The 24,637-nt window shown below is 68.8% G+C and carries 18 protein-coding genes; 6 read left to right on the top strand and 12 right to left on the bottom strand.

Annotated elements, in window-relative coordinates; translation table 11 throughout:
- Positions 1 to 26: 26 nt before the first annotated feature.
- Positions 27 to 512: a hypothetical protein gene (locus MLG87_RS08380; protein WP_243294744.1), complete on the top strand. Its 486-nt coding sequence runs from the start codon at positions 27 to 29 to the stop codon at positions 510 to 512.
- A 164-nt stretch (positions 513 to 676) separates the two neighbouring features.
- Here the strand turns inward: MLG87_RS08380 and MLG87_RS08385 are convergent, their stop codons facing one another.
- The gene (locus tag MLG87_RS08385) at positions 677 to 2,041 is read right to left on the bottom strand and encodes a tetratricopeptide repeat protein (protein WP_243294745.1); all 1,365 of its coding nucleotides are present in this window, start codon (positions 2,039 to 2,041) and stop codon (positions 677 to 679) included.
- A 190-nt stretch (positions 2,042 to 2,231) separates the two neighbouring features.
- Positions 2,232 to 3,071, bottom strand: coding sequence for a uracil-DNA glycosylase (locus MLG87_RS08390; protein WP_243294746.1), 840 nt, complete (start codon positions 3,069 to 3,071; stop codon positions 2,232 to 2,234).
- Between the two features lie 63 nt (positions 3,072 to 3,134).
- Between MLG87_RS08390 and MLG87_RS08395 the strand changes: the two genes are divergently transcribed.
- Together MLG87_RS08395 and MLG87_RS08400 are read left to right on the top strand one after the other, a co-directional pair.
- Positions 3,135 to 3,650, top strand: a complete 516-nt coding sequence (locus tag MLG87_RS08395) for an RNA polymerase sigma factor (RefSeq protein WP_243287041.1) — start codon at positions 3,135 to 3,137, stop codon at positions 3,648 to 3,650.
- Positions 3,637 to 4,152: a hypothetical protein gene (locus MLG87_RS08400; protein ID WP_243294747.1), complete on the top strand. Its 516-nt coding sequence runs from the start codon at positions 3,637 to 3,639 to the stop codon at positions 4,150 to 4,152. The genes MLG87_RS08395 and MLG87_RS08400 overlap by 14 nt, the downstream gene beginning before the upstream one ends.
- Positions 4,153 to 4,324: 172 nt before the next feature.
- Here the strand turns inward: MLG87_RS08400 and MLG87_RS08405 are convergent, their stop codons facing one another.
- The 4 genes from MLG87_RS08405 to MLG87_RS08420 form a co-directional block, all read right to left on the bottom strand.
- A complete protein-coding gene (locus MLG87_RS08405; RefSeq protein WP_243295025.1) occupies positions 4,325 to 6,235 on the bottom strand; it encodes a helicase-associated domain-containing protein in 1,911 nt (636 codons plus the stop codon).
- A gap of 108 nt (positions 6,236 to 6,343) precedes the next feature.
- Entirely contained in the window at positions 6,344 to 9,559 is a 3,216-nt protein-coding gene (locus MLG87_RS08410; protein WP_243294748.1) for an IPT/TIG domain-containing protein, read from the bottom strand.
- Positions 9,560 to 9,697: 138 nt separating this feature from the next.
- A complete protein-coding gene (locus MLG87_RS08415) occupies positions 9,698 to 10,282 on the bottom strand; it encodes a hypothetical protein (protein ID WP_243294749.1) in 585 nt (194 codons plus the stop codon).
- An 11-nt stretch (positions 10,283 to 10,293) separates the two neighbouring features.
- Positions 10,294 to 13,524: a dockerin type I domain-containing protein gene (locus MLG87_RS08420; protein WP_243294750.1), complete on the bottom strand. Its 3,231-nt coding sequence runs from the start codon at positions 13,522 to 13,524 to the stop codon at positions 10,294 to 10,296.
- Positions 13,525 to 13,715: 191 nt separating this feature from the next.
- Here MLG87_RS08420 and MLG87_RS08425 point away from each other — a divergent pair, with 191 nt between their 5' ends.
- Positions 13,716 to 15,461, top strand: a complete 1,746-nt coding sequence (locus MLG87_RS08425) for a DNA repair helicase XPB (protein ID WP_243294751.1) — start codon at positions 13,716 to 13,718, stop codon at positions 15,459 to 15,461.
- A 124-nt stretch (positions 15,462 to 15,585) separates the two neighbouring features.
- Here the strand turns inward: MLG87_RS08425 and MLG87_RS08430 are convergent, their stop codons facing one another.
- The 6 genes from MLG87_RS08430 to rimO form a co-directional block, all read right to left on the bottom strand.
- Positions 15,586 to 16,170, bottom strand: a complete 585-nt coding sequence (locus MLG87_RS08430; protein WP_243294752.1) for a phosphatidylglycerophosphatase A family protein — start codon at positions 16,168 to 16,170, stop codon at positions 15,586 to 15,588.
- A complete protein-coding gene (locus MLG87_RS16290) occupies positions 16,163 to 17,407 on the bottom strand; it encodes an ABC transporter permease (protein ID WP_243294753.1) in 1,245 nt (414 codons plus the stop codon). Before MLG87_RS16290 ends, MLG87_RS08430 begins: the two co-directional genes overlap by 8 nt.
- Before the next feature lie 181 nt (positions 17,408 to 17,588).
- Entirely contained in the window at positions 17,589 to 18,257 is a 669-nt protein-coding gene (locus MLG87_RS08440) for an ABC transporter ATP-binding protein (RefSeq protein WP_243294754.1), read from the bottom strand.
- 165 nt (positions 18,258 to 18,422) lie between these two features.
- A complete protein-coding gene (locus tag MLG87_RS08445; protein WP_243294755.1) occupies positions 18,423 to 20,612 on the bottom strand; it encodes a DUF5916 domain-containing protein in 2,190 nt (729 codons plus the stop codon).
- A gap of 81 nt (positions 20,613 to 20,693) precedes the next feature.
- Entirely contained in the window at positions 20,694 to 20,921 is a 228-nt protein-coding gene (locus MLG87_RS08450) for a hypothetical protein (RefSeq protein WP_243294756.1), read from the bottom strand.
- Positions 20,922 to 20,986: 65 nt separating this feature from the next.
- Complete coding sequence (rimO, locus tag MLG87_RS08455; protein ID WP_243294757.1) at positions 20,987 to 22,366, bottom strand: 30S ribosomal protein S12 methylthiotransferase RimO; 1,380 nt, start codon at positions 22,364 to 22,366, stop codon at positions 20,987 to 20,989.
- 101 nt (positions 22,367 to 22,467) lie between these two features.
- On the opposite strand from rimO, the gene MLG87_RS08460 reads away from it, so the two are divergent.
- Together MLG87_RS08460 and MLG87_RS08465 are read left to right on the top strand one after the other, a co-directional pair.
- A complete protein-coding gene (locus MLG87_RS08460) occupies positions 22,468 to 24,081 on the top strand; it encodes an adenylate/guanylate cyclase domain-containing protein (protein WP_243294758.1) in 1,614 nt (537 codons plus the stop codon).
- A 123-nt stretch (positions 24,082 to 24,204) separates the two neighbouring features.
- The gene (locus tag MLG87_RS08465) at positions 24,205 to 24,495 is read left to right on the top strand and encodes a DUF4190 domain-containing protein (RefSeq protein WP_243295031.1); all 291 of its coding nucleotides are present in this window, start codon (positions 24,205 to 24,207) and stop codon (positions 24,493 to 24,495) included.
- Positions 24,496 to 24,637: the final 142 nt, after the last annotated feature.

Here is a 24,637-nt window from a genome sequence, read left to right on the forward strand (position 1 = left end):
AAGATCCCACCCTTCCGAGGTGCGCCATGAAGCTGTCCCGCAAGGCCAAACGCTACGACGAATCCGTGCTGCCCGGCGAGTTCCAGGGCTTCGTGCCCTTCCGCCAGGCCGACGCGGAGATGGACAGCACCCTGGAGGGGTTCCTCCGTCGGGACGACGGCGGCGTGCAGCTGGGCGAAATGGTCCTGGAGTGCCACGCGCCCAAGCGCCTCAGCTTCGCCAAACTGAAGACGAAGGCCGAGATGCTCTCCGAGAAGGTGGACTATCTGAAGGAGCGCCTGGAGATCGTGGACCACGACCGACGGGGGATGTACATCCAGCTCCGCAGCCTGCCGCCCTACAAGGACGACACCCAGATCCAGTTCAACGAGATCAGCCTCGGCAAGAACAAGGTGGTGGTGAAGCGCATCGCCTTCTTCCGCAAGGAGGAGGTGAAGCAGCAGGTGCCCCTCAACCTCTCCGAGCTGGAGCTGAAGCGCCTCCTGTTCGATATTCGACAGGCCATTGCCTAGGGAGCTATCAGCTGTCGGCTCTCAGCTTTCAGTGAACGGGGCGCCCAAGGACGCCCCGTTTTATTGGCTGATAGCCGTACGAAACAGTGGCCAACCTTTGTGTGATGCTCTGCTGGACGGGTGCCCGGCTCGGAACGCGGCACTGCCGCGCCCCTCGCCACCCGTCACAGCATCGCCATCCAACTGCCGCTTTCCCCCCGGACCGGGTTCTCGGGCAGGTCGCTCTCCTTGAACAGGAAGTGGCTGCTGTTCCAGCTCCCGCAGCTGTCGCAGCGGTCCACGTAGTCCTGGGTCTTGTGGCCGCAGACGGCGCACTCGAAGCGGAACTTGAGGACGCCCAGGTTCCGCAGCAGCTGGCGGTACTCGTTGAGGGCGGCATCCAGGCGCGCGCGCCGGCTGTGGATCTTGGCCATGAAGAAGAACAGGATCGGGCTGTAGACCACCTGGCTGCGCACCTCCTGGAACAGGTCCAGGGCCTCGTCGAGGATCTCCAGGCGGTAGAGCATCTTGCCCAGGAAGAACTTGGCGGTGGTGGCGTGCTTGGAGGTGGCGGCCACCTTGCGCATGAGGGCAAGGCCATCCTCGGGGCGGCCCAGCTGGATGAAGTAGTCCTCGATCTCCTGCAGGAAGGTGCCTTCGCCGGTCTTGCGGAAGCCCTCCAGCCAGATCTCCAGACCCTGGGCCTCCTGGTCCTGGAGGATCATGCAGCGGCCGAGGCTGAGGTAGGCGGGCACGAAGTCCGGCTCGTCTTTGATGACCTGCTGGAAGATCTGGGCGGCATCCTTGAACTGGTCCGCCTCGACCTTGGCCAGGCCGGCCTGGTAGGCCAGGGCCGCGCCCTGGGCCTTCTCGCCCTGGGTGAGCTCGGCGGGGAAGTTCGCCTGCAGCTTCTTGTGGGTCTCCACCGCCTCGTCCCAGCGCTGGGCGTCCATGTGGATGGCCCGCATGCGCCGCAGCGCGCGCAGGGCCTTCTTGGGATCGTCGGAGGCCAGCTTCTTGAGGACGCCCAGGGCGGCCTCGGGATTCCGCACGGCCATCAGGGCCTCCGCCAGCTGGTAGCGGGCCTCCACCAGATCGTGATCCTCCTCGCAGAGGGCCCGGAAGAGCGTCACCGCCTCTTCGGGGTGGCCCGTCTTCAGGAGCACCTCGCCCATCAGCATGCGGGCCGGCACGTGTTCCTTGCGCTGCTCCAGGATGCCCTCGAGGATCGTCTTCGCCTCGCGCGGCAGGCCGTGGGCCACGAGATCGCGGGCATCCTGCACGCGCTCCGAGATCCGCTTCACCAGGCGGGTGTCGGCGGATTCGCTCAGGCCGCGGATCAGGCGCACCAGCTCCATGATGCCGGTGTAGAGCACGTTCAGCAGGAACCCCAGCAGGAAGGCCAGGAGGATCACGCTCTGGATCTTGATGTCCTCGCCGAAGATGACGACTTCGCGCACCAGCAGGTCGTGGTTCGTGAGGTACAGGTTGCCCAGCACGAAGAGCACAAAGGCCAGGAGCACGAAGAAGAACACGTTCACAAGACGCATGGGCCGACCTCGAAAGCTGGGCCTAGCATGACACAGGTGGGGATGGGCTCTCAGCTGAGAGCTGTCAGCTATCAGCTGTCGGCTGTCGGCGGTCGGCGGTCGGCTGTCAGCCTTGTCCACCCACTCCTTCGCGGCTTTCTTCGCCCTTCGGGCTCAGACCTCTCCTCCGGTCGGGCCGGAGAGTGGATGGTTACGCGCCTGCGGCCTTGTCCACCCACTCCTTCGCCGCTTTGAGGTCCTCCCACACGGCGCGGCGGACATCCTGGGTGTACTGACGCAACACGTAGGCGGGGTGGAAGGTGGGCATGACGGGGATCTCTCGGTCGCCCACCCGCACGCGCTTCCACTGGCCGCGCACGCGGGTGATGCCCTCGCTGACGCCCACCAGCTCACGCAGGGGCGTGGCGCCCAGGGTGACGATCACGGCGGGCCGGATCAGCTCGATCTGGCGGTGCAGGTAGCCCAGGCAGGCTCGGGCCTCGTCGGGGGCGGGCGTGCGGTTGTCCGGGGGGCGGCACTTCACCACGTTGGCGATGTAGGTGTCCTCGCGCTTCAATCCGATGGCACCGATCATCTTGTCCAGCAGCTCGCCGGCCTTGCCCACGAAGGGGCGGCCCTGCAGGTCTTCGTCCCGGCCGGGGCCCTCGCCCACGAACATGAGCCGGGCCTTGGGGTCCCCCTCGCCGAACACGAACTTCAGGCGCCCCGGGCCCAGGGGACAGGCCAGGCAGCCCTGGACGGCCCGCTCCAGGTCCGCCAGGGAGGCTGCGGCGGCCACGGCCTCTGGGGGTGGGCAGCCGATGGGGTCCGTGGGGCGGACATAGGCCGTGGGTGGGGCGGACGAGGGGCGCGACGGGATCGACCGCTGGGCCGCCGGGTTCGAGGCCGGTCTCGGGGCCGAGCGCGGGTCTGCCGGACGGGGGCCGGGGGCTGCGGGGGCCGGTTCCGGGACGGCCAACGGCTCGCGGACGAGGCCCATCACCCCCAGGTCCTCCAGGGTGTCGCGCCAAGCTTGCAACGGATGATCCATCCCCTCCAGCCTAGCCCGGAACCTCGCCTCCGGTTCGGGCATCCTAGGGTGTCGGAGCCCCGCATGGAGCAGTCCCCCCAGGAAACCCCGTTCGGCAGCGAGGAGGCCTTTCATGGCGCCTTCGCGGAGCTCTATCCCCGGCTGGTGAGCTACGCCCGCCGCTACGGGGCGGTCTTTCCCGAGGACATCGCCCAGGAGGCCTTCGTCATCCTCATGCAGCGGGAGGAGCGCGTGGAGCACCCCACCGCCTTCCTGTATGGCACCGTCCGCACCCTGTCCCTCACCGAGCGCCGCCCCATGAAGAATCAGAACCTCAGCCTGGAGGCTGTATCCGAGCCCGGCCTGGCCGGCGGCGCGGACGACCTGGTGCTGAACCAGGAAGTCCGGGAGCGGATGCGCCTGCTATCCCCCACCTTCCGCGAGGCCCTGTGGCTCTTCGTGGTCGAGGGGCTGTCCATCCGGGAGATCGCGGACATCCTCGGCATTCCCGAGGCCACCGTGAAGACCCGCATCCACCGGGCCAAGGCCCAGCTCAAAGATCAGCTCAACCCCTCTGGAGGCGTGCATGTCCTGGTCTGATCCCGCCCGGCGTTTCGAACCCGCCGAGGATGTCCAGTTGCGGGCGGAACTCCGCGACCTTCTGGGCCTTGGGCCCGTCGTGGCCAGCGCCCCCGCGGCCCCCACGGCCGAGCTGGCCGCCCTGGCCAGCGACCTGCGCCGGGAGGCCCAGCGCCGCCGCCGCACCGAACGCAAGCGACCCACCTGGGGCCTGCTGGCCGCCGCGGCCCTGCCCCTGTTGGCCGTCCTGACTGGCCTGGGCGCCTGGGGCTTCCAGCAGAAGCAACGGGCCGACGGGCTTGCGCTCCAGGCCCAGCGCCAGGAGCAGGAGATGGCCCGCATGGCCGCCACCCACGCCGCCGAAGTGGCCCGGGAGCGGCAGGCCAAAGAGGAAGTCCAGCAGCAGCTTCAGTTGGCCTCGAAGCAGGGGGGCCGGAAGACCGAGCCCTACCTGGTCATTCCTGTGGAGAAGCCCCTGAGGTTCCAGGCCGACGACTACCAGCGGGTGAAGGGCAAGCCCTAGCCGGAGCCGCAGTACCGAGTCGATGGGAATGGGGAAAGAGAAGAGCCGGCTTTGCCGGCTCTTCTCTTGGGAGTCCGGGGGTGTTCGCGAAGCGCCCTCCGCCTGACGTGGCCTCCTCAGGAGGCCACTCCCGCTCCTGCGTCGCGGAGTCGGAGCCTCCCCCCGGGGGGCATTACCCTGCCTGGCTGTGGTTCGCCGGGGTCCAGCCCCGTTCGTTCAGGAGCTTCACGCCCTGGATGCGGGTGAGTCGGAAGGCCATCTCCTCCTGGTGGAGGTGGCAGAAAGCCAGCAGGTGGTCCTCCTGGATGGTGCGGGGCGAGACCCGCCGCAGCTGCGTGCGGTGGGCCGCCGGGGGCAGGTAGGTGAGCTCCACCATGAGCGTGTGGCCCGCGGCGTACTCGAGAATGCGCTGCACCTCCTCGGCCAGCTGGTCCTCGCCGCCCAGGTGCAGCATGGGGATGCGCCGCTGTACTTCCTGGTAGAGGGCCGGGTCCTCGTCGTGGAGCTTCTGGAGGGCCGAGCGCACCATCTGCTGCACGGGCTCCAGGTGGTGGTTCATGCCCTTCTCGTCCACGAAGGCCAGGGCCGCCAGGGCCCAGAGGTAGAACTTCTCGTCCCCGTCCACGCTCAGGGCCAGGAAGCGGCCGGGTTTGGGCATGAAGCCCGCCTGCTTGAGCAGGGCATGGGCGTTGCCGTCGCCGCGCACCTCGAGCACCGTGTCGGACAGCGAGGCCAGCTTGAGCGGGGCCAGCTCGGGGCGCAGCTTCAGCTCGTCCGCCAGGTGGGCCGTGCGGGCCCGCACCAGGCGCACGCCCTGGTGCACCTCCACCTCGCCCACGCGGCGGGAGAGGTCCTCCAGAAGCTGGAGCAGGGGCTGGGGCAGGGTCTGGGTGGAGGCCCCCAGGCGGCGGCCCAGCTCCTCCAGCGGCACGCCGGCATCCAGGGCGCGCACCAGGGTGGCGTGGGCCACGCGGAAGGTGCCCATGGCGTCCAGGGCCTCCACGTCCGCCAGCTGGGCCAGCTGGAGCAGGCGGTGGGGATTCTGGAGCAGGGGCGTCAGCAGCTCCAAGGTGGGCTGGAGGATCATGGGCTGATCGAGCTCCAGCGGCTGCCAGTGGGCGGCGGTGCCCTTGAGGTCGCGCAGCAGGTATTCGTGGGCGAGGGCCTCGCCGTGCTCCGTGAGCTTCAGGTGCGCGAAGCCCTCGTCGCCCTGGATGATGCCCATGCGGCCCAGGAAGGGCAGGAACACCGCGCGAGTGCGCTCCTCGTCCAGGGGATGGAGGGTCTTGAGGAAGGCGAGGAAGGGCTGGACGGCCAGGGCCTGGCCCCGACGCTCCAGCAGGTGCTGCATGAGGAAGTGGCGGTCCTCCGCCGGGGGCATGCCCCAGGCCTTGAGGTCGTGCTCCAGGAGGCTGGCGAAGGCGCGCTCGGCCACCCAGCGGGGCGGGTGGCTGGTGACCGCAGGCAGCAGCGTCTCCACGCGGCCCTCGCGGCTCCACAGCAGGCCCAGGCGATGCAGCAGGGTGAAGAGCAGCGTGGCGTCCTGCTCCTCGTGCAGCATGGCGTTGCGCTGCATGAGCTGGCCCAGCTCCTTCTTGGCGGGGAGCCCGCCCTTCAGCACGCGCAGGCCCGCCACGCAGCGCAGCAGCACGCTGGTGAGGGCAAGGGAGAACCGGAACGGCTCCGCGGGCCGCAGCTTCACGCCCTCCGGGGCCTGGAAGTTCAGGGCGCCATCGTCGAAGTCGTCGAGGGCATCGGCCACGCGCTCGGCCACGGCCCAGTCCTCGCCATCGGGAAGGATCAGCCCGAGGGCGTGGAGGGACTCGACCACGGGCGGGGCCGGCATGACCCCCTCGCCGGCCAGGTGCTTGAGGGCCACCAGGGACCCGCTGTCCAGGTCCGCGAGGGTGTCCGCCAGGCGCTTGTGATCCTCCAGATGGAACACCATGGTCTTGAGCAGCCGCACGCGGCCCTCGGCCTCATCCTCCCAGCGGAGGGGGATGGGGAGGCGGCGTCGCTCACAGATGGTCCTGAGCTGCTCATCCGAGCAGTTCGAGAGGAGCTGGTAGTGGGTAAGCGCCATGGACACCTGAATACAGATGATCCTCCAGTGTCCCACGGAACCCTTGCGCGCTCACGCGGAAAAAATGTCCGCCACGCTGGATGGTTTTCCCGCGGGAGCGCAGATGCCCTATTCGGGAGCCTTGAGGTGGAGCGTCCGCCCCGCCACGCCATCGCTGAGGACCAGGTCGAACCGCTTCGACCGGGTCGCGAACGTCTGGCGACCTCCCGAGAGGATGGCGACGACTTCGCCGGAATCCGCGTCCCGGACCAGGAGGGCCGGATGGACCGACACATCCCAGGTGACCTGCACCTTCCCGTCCTGCAGGCGCTGGAACTCAGGTGCCGGCGCCTCGGCGGAGGTGGCGCGGAGGCTTGCGAGGGTCTTGCCCTCCTTCACCATCCGCAACCCGGTGATGGCGTCCAGGGTGGCCGCTTCGAGCGGCAACGCCATGACGAAGTGCCGCTCCCGGCCCTTGGGCCAGCAGCCGAGGTCCGCCAGTTCCACGGGCGTGGTGAAGACCGTCTGGTTCTTCCGGTCCACGCATTCCAGCGCGTAGTCCCCCGAGCGGGGCGCGGCGGTGGGAAGCGACCGGGTGCGGAAGGCCGGGAGGAGATCGACCTGCCCGTCCGCGTGGACGATCCCCCGGACGATCAGGCACTCGCGGGCCGTGGACTGAGCCTGGGGAAGCGGGGCGTCCTCGTCGGTGCTCCTGATGAGACCGCCGGTGCCGCTCCTGAAATCGAGGATCTTCTTGTAGACGTAGTCGCTGACCCAGTTCGGTGAGCAGTAGCCCATGATGTCCTTGTAGGTCGTTGGGGACTTCAGCAGGCCCGCCGTGGTGTCGTAGCCCCAGACGCCGATGGCCCCGCCCGCATAGGGGTAGTCCGGATCGGCGTCGGCGGCACTGCCGCAGGGGCTGTGGTGGCGGCCCATGTTGTGGCCGGTCTCGTGGGCGAACACCTCGGGGAAGTTGCCTCCGTCCTGGTAGCCGGTCTTGTCCCACCCGATGGCGGTGCGGTACTGGAAGGGGCTGCCCGCATAGGGCACCCACCCGACGCCGGCCGTGCCGGACCCGTAGGTGACGTCCAGGGCGCCGAAGTAGTAGCGGCCGCTGACGGTGGGGTCGATCGCGGCATCGGCCAGGTGCTTGGCCGTGAGATCGCTGAGCAGCGTATCCCAGCCCGTTCCGTCCTCCTTGAGGGTCACCGAGGACGTGAAGGTTGCGCCCACGGCGACGTCCACGCCGGCCACGGGATACATCTTGGCCAGCCGGGCGACCCACGTGGCCTTGTTGGCTTCGGTGATGTTCCCGGTGCCGGTGGAAAGCGCGACCGGGAAGATGGTGGTCCGGAAGATGGGAACGGCGATCCCGCTGAAGCTGCGCACCTGCGCGTTGTTGGATTCGTCAGCTTCGGGGATGGCCCCGGCCGGATCCACCTCGGCGCTGATCAGGTAGACACCGTTGGGTCCCGTGGTGGTGAGGTCCGTACCGGGAACGACCAGGTTCCAGCTGGAGGTGAGGCTGGATTCGTCCAGCGTGGTGGGGACGCTGGTTCGGGCAGGTGCGACGACTTTCGGATAGCCCGGGACGGCCACCCCGTTGTTGTCCATGATCGAGATCTTCACGGAGGGGGCCGCGGTGTTGGCCTGGTTGGCCAGCACGAAGACCCGGATGAGGGCATCCTTCCCGGCCACGACGGGGACGGATCCGTTCAGGTCCTGCGTGCTCTGGGTGAGCTGCACGTTCTCCACGTGGAGGTCGAGGGTGGTGCTGGCGGTGTTGACCGCGAAGGACCGCGTGACCGTCCCGCCCGGGGTGCTGATGACGAGGTTGCCGCTCGTGGCGCCGGCAGGCACCGTGAACGTGATCTGGGCGGGACTGAGGCTGGTGGGCTGGATGGCCTGGCCGCTCAAGGTCAGCGTGGTGCCCGGATAGCCCAGGTAGCTGCCCGTGATGACCACCGGCGTCCCGACCGGGCCTTGGGTCGGGTTCATGCCGATGACGGTCGGCGCGCCATAGACCACCGAGAACGGCTGGGCGGAGGCGCCCGTGCCCTGGGCATTGGTAATGAGGATGGGCGCGCTTCCGACGGCGGCATTGGTCGGCACCCCGGCGGCCAGGCTCGTCCCGTCCGTGAGCGTCGGGACCACGCTGGCGCCCCCGATGGACACGCCCGTCACGCCGAAGAAGTTCATGCCCGAGATCTGGACCGTCGCTTCTCCGGGGACGCCGGAGGTGGGCGTGAAGCTGGAGATGATGGGAGCGAGATCCGCGCCCGGCGCCTCGATATCGGCCACGACGTCGTCCAGGAGGAAGCTGGTGGCCCGCTGGGAATCCTCCTGGCTCTTGAAGGACAGGCGGAGGACCCGGCCCCTGTAGGGGAGCAGGTCCACGGTGTAGGCCTTGTAATCGGACGCGTCCAGGTTCGACTTGCTGAGCAGGGTTCCCAGGTAGCTGCCCGAGGCATCCAGCGCCTCCACGAAGACATAGTCCTTGGCCCCGCCCGCAATCGGTTCGGCCGTGACGATCTTCAGGTAGAAGGTGGCGGTGGCGCTCAGGGCCGTCGCCGGGACATAGAGATCCTGGGTGATCCGATCCGATTGCACGGACCCGTATCCGCCCAGCCAGGAGAACTGGGTGCCGCCGTGGGGCACCACCTCGGGCTGGCTGCTCGATGCGCCCTGGATGGTGCCGGTGTCACCTTTCCAGATGATGGGGGAGGCCTGCTCGAAGCCCGTGTTCATGAACACCTGGGCCTTGCTGCTCAGCGTGTAGGAAGTGGCGGAGGTGGCCGTGCCGCCGGGGGTGGTCACCGTCAGGAAGCCCGCGGACAGGCCGGAGGGCGCGGTGGCCCAGATGCGGCTATCGCTGCTGACGGTGAAGGCGGCCGCGTCCAGGCCGTTGAACTGGACTCGGGAGGCACCCACGAAGTGCGCGCCTGTCAGTGTCACCACGGTGCCCGCCTGGAAGCCGGAGGGCGTGAACGAGGTGATGGCGGGGGCCTGGAACGCGTCGACCGTGAAGGCCGGCGAGGTGGCCGAGCCGTTGGCCGTGGTGACCTTGATGGTTCCGGTCGTCGCGTCGCCGGGCACCACCGCATCGATCTCGGCGGCGCTCACCACCTGGTAGGAAAACGCCGGGCGGCCGTTGAAGGAGACGGCCGTGGCGCCCAGGAGGTTGGCTCCGGAGAGGACCACCGTGGTTCCGGGGCTGCCATGGCTGGGCGTGACGCCGCTGATGGACGGTCCCGGCGGCAGCGGGGTGGAGGAGCCGCCCCCGCCTCCGCAGGCCAGGAAGATGGCCAGGGCCAGGAAGCAGGTGCATCGGGCGAGCAGATCCATGGCGGCTCCGGAACCAGGGCTTCACGGACCCAGGGTGGCTGAGTCCGGGAGAACCGTGGGGCGATTCGATTACTGCGTAAGTTGATGCATGAGGCACCTAATGATACACGCAGGCCGAATCGCGGGCCTCAGGCCCGTCTACTGGGCGGCGAGGGCTCCCACGGTCACGGCGATGGGGGCCACGATGGTTCCGGTCCCGTCGATCACTTGGCACTTGGAGCTGTCGGTGCCGAGGGAGACGGCTCCCGGGGGCTGGGAGGCCCGGAGGTCCAGGGCCACCCGCAGCAGGGGGGCGTTCAGGGAGGCGGGGCTGGCGAGGCCCTTCTGCGCCACGGTGACCTGGAGGGTCCCGCCGGAGGCTTTGCCCTTGAGGATCTGGGGGGAGGCTCCGAGGTTGAAGGCCGTCCCGTTCTGGACGAAGGTGTTGGCGGGGTCGCCGGCGGCGACATTGGCCCAGGCCACCCGGGTGGCGTCCGCGGTGAACGTGGCCGTGACGCCGGTGCCCGTGGTGGACGCGGGTCCCACCAGGTCGAGCACGAGGTGGGTGGCGGTGGAGAGGGCCGCGTTCTTCTTGAGCAGGTAGGTGCCGGTGGTCGGATCCGTGTAGGCCAGGCTGGTGGCCGTGGTCGGTGCGGAGGATCCACCGCCCCCGCCGCCGCAGGCGAGCAGGGCCATCAACGCCAAGGCGGCGGAACCGGAGAGGAGCGTGGTCATCGGGATCATGGGCTTCTCCATCACAGACCGCCGAGGAGGATCGCGAGGTCCTTGTCATCCACCGTCCCGTCACCGTTCAGGTCGCAGGCGGAGCTGGTGGTGCCATAGAACTTGGCGAAGAAGAGCAGGTCCCGCAGATCCACCACGCCGTCGCCGTTCAGATCGAGAGTCTTCACCGTGACGGATGCGGTCCCGGACGTGGTGCTCGGCCAGATGCTGGTGGCGGTGATGGTGTAGGTCCCGGCGGAGGCGGGAGCCGTGTAGACGCCGCCGGCCGTGATGGTCCCTCCGCTGGCGGACCAGCTGACTCCCTGGCTCGGGGCGTTCGTCACCGTGGCCGAGAAGGTGGCCGTGCCGCCCGCCAGGAGGGACGCCGTGGCGGGGGAAACGGATACGGTTACGGAGGCGGGGTTGTAGACCGACACGGTGGCGGAGGCAGAGGCCGAGGGAGCTTCGTTGCTCGCGGCAGTGACCGTATAGACTCCCGGTGTGGCCGGGGCCGTGTAGGTGGCGGCGCTGCCGCTGGCGGTCTGGGTGGGGCTGATGCTGCCGCCTCCGGCGGACACGGTCCAGTTCACCTTGTTGTCGGTGGCGTAGTTGGTCACGGTGGCGGTGAAGGTCGTGCTGGCGGTGGGATTCACCGTGGCCGTGGTCCTGTCCAGCGACACGCTGACCTGGGCGGTCTGCAGCTCCCACACCCCGCGACCGAAGGTGGCGGCGCGGAGGAAGCTGCCATCCGGGGCGATGTAGAGGTCACGGGTGGCGACGAGGGGCAGGTTGCTGCCGAACCGGCTCCAGGTGCCGCCTCCATCGCTGGTCACGTAGACGCCGAAATCCGTGCCCACGTAGACCTTGTTGGCCACCAGGGGATCGGCCTTCACCACATGGACCGGGATGCCGAAGGGGAAGCCGTTGCTGGCGGTTGGGCTGCCGTCGATGGCCGTCCAGCTGCCTCCACCATTGGTGCTCTTCCACAGGTGGTTGGCGGTGCTGCTGGGGGCCACCGATCCCACGTACACCGTCGTGGGGGTGGTGCGGTCGAACTCGATGCAGCTGAGGTAGGACGCGCTTCCGGGGAGGGCTCCGGCCTTGATCCAGGAGCTGCCGCCGCTGGATGTCAGGTAGACGCGCGACTGGTTGGCCGCGATGCCCAGCGTGTTCGGATCGCTGGCGGAGGCCGCCAGGTTGCGGATGAACAGCTCCGTCGTCGAGGTGGTGGAGGACGTGTCCAGCGGCGCCGGAAGGCCGCCGGTGCCAAGGGCCACCCAGCTGGCTCCGAAGCTGGTGCTCAGGTAGACCTTCCCGTTGGTGGAGGTGTAGACCGCGGCCGGCCGGGCCGCGTCGCCGGGCGCCAGCTTGGGGGCGAAGGGCGCGAGGTCCTTGTTGTTCGCCTCGGTGATGCCCGAGATGGACTCGCTGAAGGAGCCGCCTCCGTTGGTGCTCCGGTAGATGTCGGTGTAGTAGATGCTGCCGAGCACCTGGGTGCCGTCCGCCGGATGGAAGAGGGTGGCGAATCCGTCGCCGCCGATCTCGTCCTCGAAGGTTCCTTCCGTCCCGGTGAGGGTGCCGCCGGAGGTCGCCGGCTGGCGCAGACGGGTTCCGTTGTCCTGCATGCCCAGGGAGATCCGCCACTTCGAATCCGAGGGGTTGGCGGCGCCGGTGGAACCCACGTTGTAGACCAGATGGGAAGCCAGGCCCTTGTTGCGCCGGTTGTCGAGGAAGGAGAGGTTGAAGAATGGCGTGGTGGTCGAGGTGGAGGTGGGAACCGGAGAGATGAAGGGGGCTCGTACCACGGTCAAGCCGCCGTCATTGCCGACGAAGAGCGTGGCTCCATCGGGCGACCAGGCGGTGGCGTGGAAGTCCGCGTGGGCGTAGACGTGGCCGATGCCGTACCAGTGGGTCAGCTGGACCCAGCTCAGGCCGCCATCCGTCGAGCGGTAGAGGGCGAGGTTGGCCCCCACGAAGATCCGCAGCGGGTTGTTGGGATCCACCGCCAGCCCGTGGTTGTACCAGCCCTGCCCGCCGTCGCCGGACATCTGGGGCCCCGAGCCCTGGAAGAGGCCGCCGCTGATCGTGGGGGCTGCCAGCCAGGTCCAGGTCGCGCCCTTGTCGACGCTCTTGAGGACGCCCCGGGCCACGGTCGTGCTGCTGCTGTTGGTGGTGGTGTCTTCCAGAATGGCGTAGGCCGTCGTGCCGTCCCCCGCGGCCCGGATGGTGATGCGGCCGGGCGTGAAGGTGAGGCTGGGCAGGGTGGCCGCGGTCCAGGAGGCGCCCGCATTGGTGGAATAGTGGATGCTGCCAGTGCCGTTGGTGGCACCAGAGGGGGTGACCTCCACGGAGCAGAGGAGGTCGGTGGCTGTCACCTTCTGGAGGGACCAGACCTGTCCTGTGGCCGGGCCCCCGGTGGCCGCGGCGAAGGTGGATCCCCCGTCGGTGGAGATCCGCAGGCCGGCGTTCGTCGCCCAGAGGATCCGGCTGGCGTCCAGGGGCAGGATGGCGTAAGAGCGGGTGGCGGTGCCGAGGCTGCTCAGGGGGGCGGCGGTCCAGGTGGCGCCGCCGTCCGTGGTCTTGAAGAAACCGCGGCCTTCCGCATCGAAGAAGTCGCCGGCCCCCATGTAGAGGGTATTCGGATCCACGGGGCTCATGGCGAGGGCGCCCACGGAGACGTTGCCCCCGCTGCTGCTGGTGGGGAGGGCGTCCGTGACCGAGTACCAGGTCCAGTCCGTGGTGGAGGCTGGATCCGCGTTGTCGCAGCGGAACACGCCGCCGCCGCTGGTGGCCAGATAGAGGGTGGGGGCCGTCGGATGGGTCACGATGGCCACGGGGCGCCCGCTGTCGATGTCGGGCGTGGTGCTGGTGAGCTGCGAGAAGGGGCCCAGGTTCGTCCAGACGCCTCCGATGCCGGCCGGTCCGGTTGCCAGGGCCGCGGGGAGGGTGCCGGCCAGCGGCTGGACGAGAGGCTGGGCGAGCGGGCCCGCGCTCTGGAGGCGCCGCGGCGCCCAGAGGCGGGTCTGCTGCTCGGCGAGCTGGTTCTTGTAGTCCAGATAGGCCGGGCTGGCCTTTCCGCCGAACCAGAAGAGATTCCATTCCCGCCGCAGGTCCGCCCGGTCGTGCCCGCCGAGGGCGTGGGGGCTCCGGCGATAGGGCAGGTCCAGGCGACGCTGGCCGGGGTTCCCCTCCTGGGCGGCGAGTCCCGACAAGGAAGCCGATAACAAGAGGAGAGCGAGGAACTTGGTCGCCCGGTGGTTCATGGCGTCTCCAGGAAGGATCCCCGGGGCCGGAATGGAAACGAGGTCGGGGGCCTGGGGAATCCCAAACTATACGACAGTCAAAGGGCCGCGCCAGTTGGCTTTTGCATCGCCCAACCAGGGCCTTCTTCGTCGCCTCACGTTGACCCTGCCGCCCGAGGCCCCTAGGCTGGAGGTTTGGGTCTGCCGCCACCGTGATCGCCCTCCGTCCCGACAATCCCCTGATCGTCCAGAGCGATCGCACCCTGCTGCTCGAGGTGGCCCACCCGGCCTTCGAGCAGGTGCGCGACGAACTGGCGCGGTTCGCGGAGCTGGTGAAGAGCCCCGAGCACATCCACACCTACCGCATCACGCCCCTGAGCCTGTGGAACGCCTCGGCCTCCGGCGTGGCCTGCCAGGACATGATCGAGACGCTGAACACCTGGTCCAAGTACCCGGTGCCCCAGAACCTGCTGCAGGAGATCGAGGACCACGGCACGCGCTACGGCAAATTGCGGCTGGTGGCCAAGGGCGACCGCCTAGCCCTGGAGATGGACGACCGGGGCCTCTTCTGGGAGCTGGAGAACCAGAAGTCGCTGCAGGGGATGCTGGCGGAGCCTTACCCAGACGAGAAGGGCATCTTCCTGCAGACGGGCATGCGCGGCGAGGCCAAGCTCCAGCTCATCCGCTTGGGTCATCCCGTGCAGGACATGGCCGGCTACAAGCCCGGCGACCCGCTGCCCTTCGAGCTGTCGCCCGTCACCAAGCAGAACGGCAAGCCCTTCGGCCTGCGGCACTACCAGCAGGCCGCCGTGGACGTCTTCCACGCCGGCGGCGGGCCCGACGGCGGCGCGGGCGTACTGGTCCTCCCCTGCGGTGCGGGCAAGACCGTCATCGGCATCGGATGCATGGGCAGTCTCCAGACCCACACCCTGGTGCTCACCACCAACGGCACCGCCGTGAAGCAGTGGAAGCAGGAGCTGCTGGACAAGACCTCGCTCACCGAGGACCAGGTGGGCCTCTACACGGGCGACACCAAGGAGATCAAGCCCGTCACCATCGCCACCTACCAGATCCTCACCTACCGCAAGAGCAAGACCGGCCCCTTCGAGCACTTCAAGCTCTTCGAGGCGGCCAACTGGGGTCTGGTGATCTACGACGAGGTGCACATGCTGCCCGCGCCGGTCTTCCGGGCGGTAGCCGAGCTCCAGGCCAAGCGGCGCCTGGGCCTCACGGCCACCCTGGTGCGCGAGGACGGCAAGGAGGAGGACGTCTTCAGCCTCATCGGCCCCAAGCGGGTGGACGTGCCCTGGAAGATGCTGGAGAAGGACGGCTTCATTGCCACGGCCCACTGCCTGGAGATCCGCGTGCCGCTCCCCACTGACGAGCGCATGGAGTACGCCGTGGCCGATCAGCGCCAGCGCTTCCGCATCGCGTCCGAGAACAGCCTCAAGCTGGCCGTCATGGACGAGCTGCTGGCGGGTCATCCCAACGACAGCATCCTCGTCATCGGCCAGTACCTGGAGCAGCTCCGCATCATCGGCGAGCGCCTGAACGCGCCGGTGCTCACGGGCCAGACACCGGAGAAGGAGCGGGAGGTGCTCTTCCGCCGCTTCCGCGAGGGGGACCTCCGCGTGCTCATCGTGAGCAAGGTGGCCAACTTCGCCATCGATCTCCCGGACGCCAGCGTGGCCATCCAGGTGAGCGGCACCTTCGGCTCGCGGCAGGAGGAGGCCCAGCGCCTGGGCCGCATCCTGCGCCCCAAGGGTGACCGCAACGTGAGCTACTTCTACTCGCTCATCAGTCGGGACACCACCGAGCAGGAGTTCGCCCGCAACCGCCAGCTCTTCCTCACCGAGCAGGGCTACCGCTACCTCATCGAAAGCCGCCACTTTGACGAAACGGGACGGCTGAGCGAGCCCGCCGTGTGGAAGCGGTTGTTAGAAGAAACCGCAGGCTGAAGCTGGATTGAAAAAACTCACGCGGAGCGCGCGGAGGATGGCGGAGGCACGGGGAGAGAATGCGTTCATTCTCTGTGTTCTCTGATTTCTCGGCGATCTCTGCGAGGGTGGTTCTGTTTTTGCCTTACTGCCACAGTTCTGGGTGCAGCAGCGACTGCGCGCCCAGCCACCGGTCCAGGGGCCAGACGATGAACGCCGCGAGGAGGCCCGCCAGCACGTCGTCCGCCACCACCCCCCAGCCGCCGGGCAGGTGCTGGGCGCGGTCCACGGCTCCCGGTTTCCAGACGTCGAAGAGGCGGAAGAGCAGGAAGGGCGCCACCAGCCGTGCCGCCCAGAGACTCCAGGGCTGCGGTTGGATCGTCACCGTGAACAACAGGGGGGTGAGGGCGATCCAGACGCCGGCCCATTCATCAATCACGACGAAGGAGGGGTCCTCCTGACCCGCCTCCTTCACCACCTCATCCGCCGCCCAGACGGCCATCAGGGAAAGGACCAGGGGCGCGGCCAGGAGGACCCAGGACGGGAGGGCCCAGCCGCGGACGATCCACACCAGCAGGAGCCAGGCGGCCAGCCCCGCCAGGCTGCCCCAGGTTCCTGGCGCCGGCTTCAGGTAGCCGCTGCCGAAGCCCGTGGCCAGCCACCAGGCGGGGCGAGGGGCCTTCCTTCCTGAGGACTGGGGACTGAGGCCTGAGGCCTGTTTCTCAAACATGTCTCAATGCCTCCACGATGCGGAGCTTCGCGGCCTTGAGGCCAGGGAACAGGGCGCTCACCTGGAGCGTGGCCTGAAGGCCCAGGGCCACCGCGAGATAGACGCCGGGCACGAGGTGGATGTCCAGCTCGTAGCCGTGGCTGGTGCCCGGCGGGGCGGGCATCTGGAGGTGCAGGGCATTGAGGCCGGCCCGCAGCAGCAGGGTGGCCGCGAGGCCCAGGGCGCTGCCGAAGAGGCCCAGGAAGGCGCCCTCCCACTGGAGCAGGGCCAGCAGCTGGCCGGGCCGGAGGCCCATGGCCCGCAGCACGCCGAACTCGCGGACGCGCTCCATGACGGACATGAGCAGTGTGTTGGCCGTGGCCAGCAGCACCACCAGGAAGAGCACCAGGCCCATGAAGCCGAAGATGGCGTAGTAGAGCAGCTTCACCTGCCGATAGAAGGAGGCCAGCTCGAACCAGGGCTTCACCGTGGTTTCGGGCAGCAGGGCCTGGAGCCGCGCCTGCTCGGCGGCCGTGTCGCCGGGGTGCTTGAGCACGACGGAGAGCCGCGAGCGGGCCGGCCCGGCGTCCAGCAGCTGTCCCGCGGTGGCGAGGCCCACGGTGAGGACTCGGTCGTTCAGCTCCTTCAGGCCCTGGTCCTGGAGGCCGACGACCTCCACGTCCACGGCGTTGAGCGCGCCGTCCCTGGTGGTGGACATGAGGGTGAGCAGGCTGCCCACGGAGGCCCCCAGGCTCCGGGCCAGACCCGTGCCGAGGATCACCTCGCGGGCGGCCGGGTCCGTGGACAGCCAGCGCGAGCCCGCGCCGCCGCGGGCCTTGGCCCCGTCCTTCAGGGAATCGAGGCAGGCCATGTGCTTCGGCTCCAGGGCCGGATCCACGGCGGTGCCCAGGAAGGCCACGCTCTTCGGGCCGCTGCTGAGCAGGCCCATGAAGTGGATGCGAGGCAGCACCTCCGCTACGGCGGGGTCCTGCCGGAGCCGCGCCGCCAGGGCTTCGCCTTCGGGCAGGGCCTTCTCCAGGCTCTGGGCCTCGTCGCCCTCCATGGCACCAGGGGCCATCACTTGCAGGTGGCCCAGGCCGCCGCGGATGGCGCCATCGGCGAGGCCCTGGAAGGTCTGGGCCATGAAGCCCCCAGCCAGGCTCAAGGCCAGGAAGCCCGCCACCACCACCATGAGCGTCAGCGCCGTGCGCCGCCGCTGGCGCAGCAGGTTCCGCAGGGCCAGCCTGGCGAGGATCACCGCGGCACTCCCGTCAGGAATGGCAACCGCGAAACACGCGAAAGGCCCTTCGGGTCCGCGAAAGGTGGTCGGACTTTCTTCGTCGCGGGTACAGAAAGCCCTAGGTGATGGCAGGGATCAAGCGGATCCTGTTTATCCTTTTTCGCTCTCTTTCGTGTCTTTCGCGGTTCCAGTGTCTTATTCATGAACCCTCCACCAACCGCCCGTCGGCCAGGCGGAAGACATGATCGGCGCGGGCGATGACGGCGGGATCATGGCTGGCCACCAGGAAGGTGGCGCCCCGCTCGGCGGCCAGTTCGGCCATGAGGTCCATGAGGGGGCCGCCGTGGGCGTGGTCGAGGCTGGCCGTGGGCTCGTCCGCCAGCACCAGGAGGGGATCGGGCGCCAGGGCGCGGGCGATGGCGGCGCGCTGCTGCTGGCCGCCGCTCAGCTGTCCGGGGCGATGGTGCAGGCGGTCGGAAAGCCCGACGCGCTCGAGGGCCGCCTCGGCTCGGCGCCGAGCCTCATCTTCGGCCAGGCCCTGGAGTTGCAGGGGCAGCATGGCGTTCTCCAGGGCCGTGAGGACGGGCACCAGGTTGAAGGCCTGGAACACGAAGCCCAGCCGGCTCAGACGGAGGCCGCAGCGTTCGCGCTCGGAGAGACTGGACACCTCCTGTCCATCCAGGAAGACGGCGCCCTCGTCGGGCTGGTCCAGGAGGCCCGCCAGCTGGAGCAGGGTGGTCTTGCCGCTGCCGCTGGGGCCCGCCAGCACCGCCAGGCAGCCCTTCGGCACCGCCAGCGACACGCCGAACACGCCGGCGCGCTCGCCGCCGAGTTCGTAGGCGCGGGTGACCTCCCTGAATTCCAGCATCCGCCCAGTGTACCTGTCCCTGGCACCGGCTCATGGATCGAAAAGAAATTCGGAAAGCTGAGGAAAGCGGAGGGGCTGAGGAGAGCGGAGAAAGGTTCTCTCCTCCGCTGTCCTCCGTGTCTCCGCTTTCCTCCGCGTTTAAATTTCCTTTCCCTCGGGAGGCCTCTAAAACTGCATGGCGTAGGCCAGCTTGGCGAACACGCCGCGCTCCACCATGCGCTCGGTGGGCAGGATGGCGAGGGGGGCGCGCCGCCGCTGGCCCGACCAGCCCACATAGGCGTTGGTGAAGGCATTGGGCTGCCAACCTAGGAAGGCCTTGAGGAACTTGTCCACACCATCGATCTCGGAGCCGTCGTACCGCACCACGAACGCCTGGGTCTTCAGGTAGAAGGCGCGCGGCATCTGGTAGGTGGCCGTCAGGGCCAGCTTCCGCGCGCGCACGAGCTGCAGGCCGTCGGATTCACGGTCCAGCTCGGTCTTCTGGGTGGAGAGGTTGTAGGAGACGTCCCCGATCGCGCCGTGGGAGCTGAAGCTGAGGGTGTGGATGCGTGCCGGGGCCCCCGAGGCCAGGTCGATGGTGCGTCCGCGGACGGCCCGCAGCAGCATCTGGGCCCAGATCAGCTTCTTCCAGCTCAGGGCCGTGTCGAAGTTGCGGGTGGCATTGGAAGTCACCTCGTCATCCGCCCAGGTGCGCCCCGCGATGTCCCAGTCGAGACTCCAGGCCCAGCGGTCGGCGGTTTCCACATAGGTGCTCAGGCCCACGGCGCGGTCGAAGGGGTTCCCGTCCCACCACACGAGGCGGCGGGCGCGCAGGAAGAGGTTCGCCTGGGAGAGCTTCCCGCCATTCCAGTTGCTCTGCCAGCCGAAGGTTCCGGTCTGCTGGCGGTAGCCCCGGAGGTCGGTGAATCCCGAGATCAGCACCAGTCCGGGGCTCGTGGTCTGGCTGACGGCGGTGGCGAACCAGTGGCGCGTGTTCCAGTCCAGCTCGGCGGAGGTGGAGGTTCCGCGCTGGGAGAGGAGGCTGCCATCCGCTTGGGGGAGGTGCGAGGTGGCGGTCATGGCGCTGCCGATGAAGTGGAATTCGGAGCCCAGGTACTGATCCAGGTACAGGCCGCCGCTCTGGCCGCCGATCAGCCCACCGGCGGCGTCCGGTCCGCCCTGCAGGCGCTTGTCGGTGCCGAGGACGGACAGGCCCGAGCCGCGCCCGTCCAGCTGAAAACGCAGCGCGGCCGCCGTGTCCCGGGTGGGCAGGCCTTCGACGCCCTGGGCACCGTTGGCGCTCAGCATGAGGCCGCCGTCCTCGTCCTTGGCGTGGAGCACGGTCCAGCTGGCCAGTGAGCCCTGGCCCGAAGCCTTGAGACCGTACAGGGGGCTCTGGATGGAGCGGCTGAAGAACTGCCGCTGGGCCGCGGGGGGGGAGAGCAGATCCATGCCTTCCAGGAAGAAGGGCCGGCGCTCGGGATAGAACACCTTGAAGCGGCTGTTGATCTGGAGCGGGTCCACGTCCGCGTCCGCCGTGGCGAAGTCGGGCCGGTAGGTGCCTTCGAAGGTGAGGGCGGTGGTGGCGTAGCGGACATCCATGCCCAGGCGGGCCTTGGATTCCACGGGCGCCGCCGGGTTGGTCTCCAGCGACTGGGTGCGGGTATAGGTGGCGAAGGGGATCACCAGGAACGGCGAGCCGGGCTTGTCCACCGGGGCGCCGGAGACCCGGGCCATCTGGCAGATGTCGCACTGCACGTCCTTGCTCATGCGCGGCCAGGAGATGCCGTAGCGCCGCTCCCGCGGAATGATACGAAGGAATCGCATGGCCCACTCGCCCGGCCGCCGGCGCAGACTGCTGTAGGGGATGCGCATCTTCACGACGTAGCCATCCGGCGTCAGCACGCCGGTGGAATCCCAGAGGCAGTCGTAGGAGGCGTTCTCGCCGGTGCTGTCCGTCATGATCTCGTCGATCTGGCCGCCCAGGGGCGTCACGAAGAAGCGGGCGATGCTCTGGCCCTTGCCGGAGGGATCGAGGTCCACGCCCACGAAGTCGAAGTCGCCGTTGTTGGTGTCGCGCATGTGGCGGGCGGCGTGGATCTTCGAGGGCTCGGGATCCTTCGCCTCCACGGCCACGTAGAGCGCGTCCGGGCCCCAGCCCACGTGGACGATGGTGGGCCAGCGGTTCTCGCCCTGGTCGTCCGGCATCATCATGCCGAACTCCGTGATCACCAGGGCCTCCTTCCAGGTGGAGAGGTCCGCGTCCCGGGTCATGGACGGCGCCTGGGCCAGCCGGGGGATGGCCAGGTGCAGCGGGTTGGGTGCCTGGGAAGCCAGGATGGGCAGGCAGACGAAGGCCAAAGCCGGATGGCGCATGAAAGATCCCTGAAACGGTTCCTATGGCCTACGAGGGACTTCGGAGATCCGTTTAGAGCCTTCGGCCTGAACCCGTGGGGCTCAGCGCTTGACGGGGGCCGGCGCAGCCGCGGGCTTGGCGGCCTTGCCCCGGGGATCATCCGGCTTGGGACCGATGGCCTTGACGTTCTTCCCCTTGGGATCATCCGGCTTGGGGCCAATGGCCTTGGCCTTGGCCGGGGCCTGGGCGGGCAGCGGGGCGGTCTGGAGCGCGGCGGCCACGATCAGGCCGAGGTGGAGGACGGACGCCAGAAGGGCGGGGGGACGCATGGAAGCTCCTGGGCGGATGGGTTGGGAGGTCGAATCCCAGGTTAACCCTCCGGCCCGGAACCCCGTCAGGTCCGCTTCCGCGTGAGGAACGCCTGCTCGTAGGCCGCCGTGCTCGATTCCATACCACCCTCCTCCACTTCCCCGATGAGGTCGTAGGCGTGGGCTTTCACGATGCGCACTTTCTGGATGGTGTTCACCTGCGGTGTCCCGTCCACCAGCAGCACGTTGCCATCGATCTCGGGGGCCTGGCCCTGGTGGCGGCCCTTCACGATGAGGTCGGTCTCCTCGTGGGCGCCCTCCACCAGCACGTCGATGACTTGGCCCACCTTCTCCTGGTTCCTCTCGCGGGCGATCTTCTGCTGCAGCTCGAGGATGCGGCGCTTGCGGGCCTCCTTGGTGCGCTTCGGCACGGGGTCGCCCAGATCGTGCGCCGTGGTGCCCTCCTCGGGGCTGTAGGTGAAGACGCCCACGTGGTCGAAGCGGGCCTCCTTCACGAAGGCCTTCAGCTCCTCGAAGGCCGCTTCGTCCTCACCGGGGAAGCCCACGATGAAGTTGGAGCGGATGGCGATGCCCGGCACGATGCGGCGCACCTTTTCGATCAGCTTCAGGAACTGGGCGCGGCTGCCGCCCCGGGCCATGGCCTTGAGGATGGCGGCGTCCGCATGCTGCAGGGGCATGTCCAGGTAGCGGGCGCAGTTGGGTGTCTCGGCCATGGCCTGCAGCAGGCCGTCCGTCAGGCGGTTCGGGTAGGCGTAGTGGATGCGGAACCAGCGCAGGCCCTCCACCTTCCCCAGGGCACGCACCAGCTTTTCCAGGGCGTCCGGATCGCCGAAGTCGCGACCGTAGTCCGTGGTGTCCTGGCCCACGAGGCTGATCTCCAGCACGCCTTGGGCCACGAGGTTCGTCGCCTCGGCCACCACGCTCTCGATGCTGCGGCTGCGCTGGGCGCCCCGGAGCTGGGGGATGACGCAGAAGGCGCAGGCGTGGTCGCAGCCCTCGCTGATCTTCAGGTAGGCGCTGGCCTTGGGCGTGGTGAGCATCCGCGGGCTGGCCTCGGTGTAGAGGTAGTCGGGATTGGGGTTCAGCTCAAAGCTGGCGCCGGCGCCGATGACCTCGGCGATCTGCTCGATGTCCCGAGTGCCCAGGCAGGCGTCGATCTCGGGCATCTCGGTCATGAGCTCGTCGCGGTAGCGCTCCACCAGACAGCCGGCCACGATGAGCTTCTCGCAGGCGCCCTCTTTCTTCATGGACGCGGCCTGGAGGATGGCCTCGACGCTCTCCTGCTTGGCGGCGTCGATGAAGCCGCAGGTGTTCACCACCAGCACCTGGGCCTCCTCCAGCACGGGGGTGATCTGGTAGCCCTTCAGGCGCAGGTGGCCCAGCATGACTTCCGAATCCACCAGGTTCTTGGGGCAGCCCAGGGACATGAAACCGACTTTGGTCAACGGACCTCCACACCCCGACCGGGATGAACCTCATAGAATACCGCGCCCGGCCGATGAGGTCAGCAGCCCCGTGCTAGACTCACCCTTCCCCCGGTTTCCACATGAAGCTCACCCTCCAGGTTGACGGCGCCCTGCACCCCGTGACGCTCACGGAGGAGGGCGTGACCCTGGGGAGGGGCGACCAGGCCAGCATCCGGATCCAGGCCAATGCGGTCAGCCGGGTCCACGCCCGGATCTTCCTCAAGGATGGCCAGCCCCACGTCATGGACATGAAGTCCCTGAACGGGACGACCCTCAACGGGGTGGTCCTGGCCGAGCCGGCGCCCCTGCATCCGGGAGATACGGTGCTTCTGGGCGAGGCCGTGGTGCGCTGGATGCCCGAGCCGGCGCCCGGCTCTCCGACGCAGGGCCTGAACCTGGGGGCCCGGGTCGCCGCCCCGAAGATCTCCCTCGAGGACCGCGCCTTCGACGCCTCGGGCTCCATCCTCGTGCCTCACGCCAGCCTGGAGGCCATGCTGGCCCAGGCCGGCGGCCAGCACCCCGCGGGCGATGCAGTGACCCTGTTCCAGCGCCTGGCCAGCATGGCCGGCACCCTTCTGCGAGCGGCGGGCCTGGCGGAGCTGCTGGAGTCCGTGATGGGCCTGGTGACGGCCCAGATCCCATGCCAGCGGGGCTTCATCCTGCTGGCGGATGCCAATGGCGAGCTGGTGCCCGAGCTGGTCTGGGAGGAGCAGGCGGGCCAGAACGCCAATCCCATCAGCCGCACCATCGCCCGCACGGCCATGAAGGACCGGGTGGCCATCCTCACCACCGACGCCCGGATGGACCCCCGCTTCAGCGCCGGCGAGAGCATCAAGATTCATGGCATCACCTCGGCCCTCTGCGCGCCCCTCATCGTGGAGAACCAGGCCCTGGGGGTGATCTACCTGGAGACGAGCCTCAGCAAGGGCGGCTTCAAGCGGGAGGACGAGCACCTGCTCAGCGCCATGGCCAACTTCGCCGCCGTGGGCATCCAGCGCGAGCGGGAGGCCAAGTTCCGCCAGCGCCTGGAGCGCTACCACAGCCCGGCCGTGGTGGACCAGATCCTGAAATCCAGCCAGAGCAAGGAGGCGCCGGCCCTCCAGGCCCAGCGCTGCCAAATCAGCGTGCTCTTCGCCGACATCTCGGGCTTCACCCGCATGAGCGAGGGCATGGAACCGCTCGTGCTGGCGGGCATCCTCAACCGCACCTTCGAGGCCATGACGGACCAGATCTTCAGTCGGGGCGGCACCCTCGACAAGTACATCGGCGACGCCATCATGGCCTTCTTCGGCGCGCCCAACCCCGACCCCGACCATGCGCGCCACGCCGTGGAGGCCGCCGCGGCCATGCAGGAGACCCTGCGGGCCCTGAACGAAGCCCGGCCCGAGGGCTACCCCGAGCTGAAGATGCGCATCGGCATCAACAGCGGGGAGGCCTTCGCGGGCGACATCGGCTGCGAGAAGCGCATGGACTACACGGTCATGGGCAGCACCGTGAACCTGGCTTCCCGTCTGGAGAGCAGCGTGGCCCGGCCCGGCCAGATCGTCATCGGGCCGCGCACGGCCGAGCTGGTGGGTCCGGCCCGCCTGCGGCAGCTGGAGGGATCCCTGCTCAAGGGCATCGAGCATGAGGTGCGCCCCTTCGAGGTGCTGTGGGAAGAGGACCGGCCGACGGTGGGAACGGGAAGAGCCTGAGGTGATTCGGCGGCCGGGCCTGTCCAAGTCCCCTGGCCAAGTCCCCTGGAATCACCTTAGACTGGGCGCATCCCCAACCCCTTTCCGGGTCAACCCCGGTCTCATCTGCTCCCAGGAGCCCCCATGAACGACTACACGTCCGCCGCGCCGGTGAAGGCCCACCGAGGCACCATGCTGCTGGTGTTCGGCATCCTCGGCCTTCTTTGCTGCATCATCTTCGCCATCCTGGCGTGGGTCATGGGCAGCAACGATCTCAAGGCCATGGCCGAAGGCAAGATGGACCCCAGTGGCGAAGGCCTCACCAAGGCCGGCAAGATTCTCGGCATCATCGGCTGCGTGCTGGGCATCCTCGGTCTCGTCTGGGCGGTGTTCTTCGGCGGCATGGCCGCCCTGGGAGCGATGAGCCACCACTGATCCGGAACCCCCCGTGCGGTTCCACTGGGAGCGTTCCCCCCGGCTGGGGGGGGCCCCCCCGGGGGGGGCGGGGCGGGGGGGGGGGGGGGGGCCCGCGGGGGGGGGGGGGGGGGGTGGGGGGGCGGGGGGGGGCCCCCCCCAC

This window comes from Geothrix mesophila (genome assembly GCF_022808835.1).
GTDB lineage: Bacteria > Acidobacteriota > Holophagae > Holophagales > Holophagaceae > Geothrix > Geothrix paludis.

Bases quoted from the DNA above. Each gene is read 5' to 3' on its own strand.
- MLG87_RS08380 (WP_243294744.1), top strand. From the start codon at position 27: ATGAAGCTGTCCCGCAAGGCCAAACGCTACGACGAATCCGTGCTGCCC.
- MLG87_RS08385 (WP_243294745.1), bottom strand. From the start codon at position 2,041: ATGCGTCTTGTGAACGTGTTCTTCTTCGTGCTCCTGGCCTTTGTGCTC.
- MLG87_RS08390 (WP_243294746.1), bottom strand. From the start codon at position 3,071: ATGGATCATCCGTTGCAAGCTTGGCGCGACACCCTGGAGGACCTGGGG.
- MLG87_RS08395 (WP_243287041.1), top strand. From the start codon at position 3,135: ATGGAGCAGTCCCCCCAGGAAACCCCGTTCGGCAGCGAGGAGGCCTTT.
- MLG87_RS08400 (WP_243294747.1), top strand. From the start codon at position 3,637: ATGTCCTGGTCTGATCCCGCCCGGCGTTTCGAACCCGCCGAGGATGTC.
- MLG87_RS08405 (WP_243295025.1), bottom strand. From the start codon at position 6,235: ATGGCGCTTACCCACTACCAGCTCCTCTCGAACTGCTCGGATGAGCAG.
- MLG87_RS08410 (WP_243294748.1), bottom strand. From the start codon at position 9,559: ATGGATCTGCTCGCCCGATGCACCTGCTTCCTGGCCCTGGCCATCTTC.
- MLG87_RS08415 (WP_243294749.1), bottom strand. From the start codon at position 10,282: ATGATCCCGATGACCACGCTCCTCTCCGGTTCCGCCGCCTTGGCGTTG.
- MLG87_RS08420 (WP_243294750.1), bottom strand. From the start codon at position 13,524: ATGAACCACCGGGCGACCAAGTTCCTCGCTCTCCTCTTGTTATCGGCT.
- MLG87_RS08430 (WP_243294752.1), bottom strand. From the start codon at position 16,170: ATGTTTGAGAAACAGGCCTCAGGCCTCAGTCCCCAGTCCTCAGGAAGG.
- MLG87_RS08440 (WP_243294754.1), bottom strand. From the start codon at position 18,257: ATGCTGGAATTCAGGGAGGTCACCCGCGCCTACGAACTCGGCGGCGAG.
- MLG87_RS08445 (WP_243294755.1), bottom strand. From the start codon at position 20,612: ATGCGCCATCCGGCTTTGGCCTTCGTCTGCCTGCCCATCCTGGCTTCC.
- MLG87_RS08450 (WP_243294756.1), bottom strand. From the start codon at position 20,921: ATGCGTCCCCCCGCCCTTCTGGCGTCCGTCCTCCACCTCGGCCTGATC.
- MLG87_RS08460 (WP_243294758.1), top strand. From the start codon at position 22,468: ATGAAGCTCACCCTCCAGGTTGACGGCGCCCTGCACCCCGTGACGCTC.
- MLG87_RS08465 (WP_243295031.1), top strand. From the start codon at position 24,205: ATGAACGACTACACGTCCGCCGCGCCGGTGAAGGCCCACCGAGGCACC.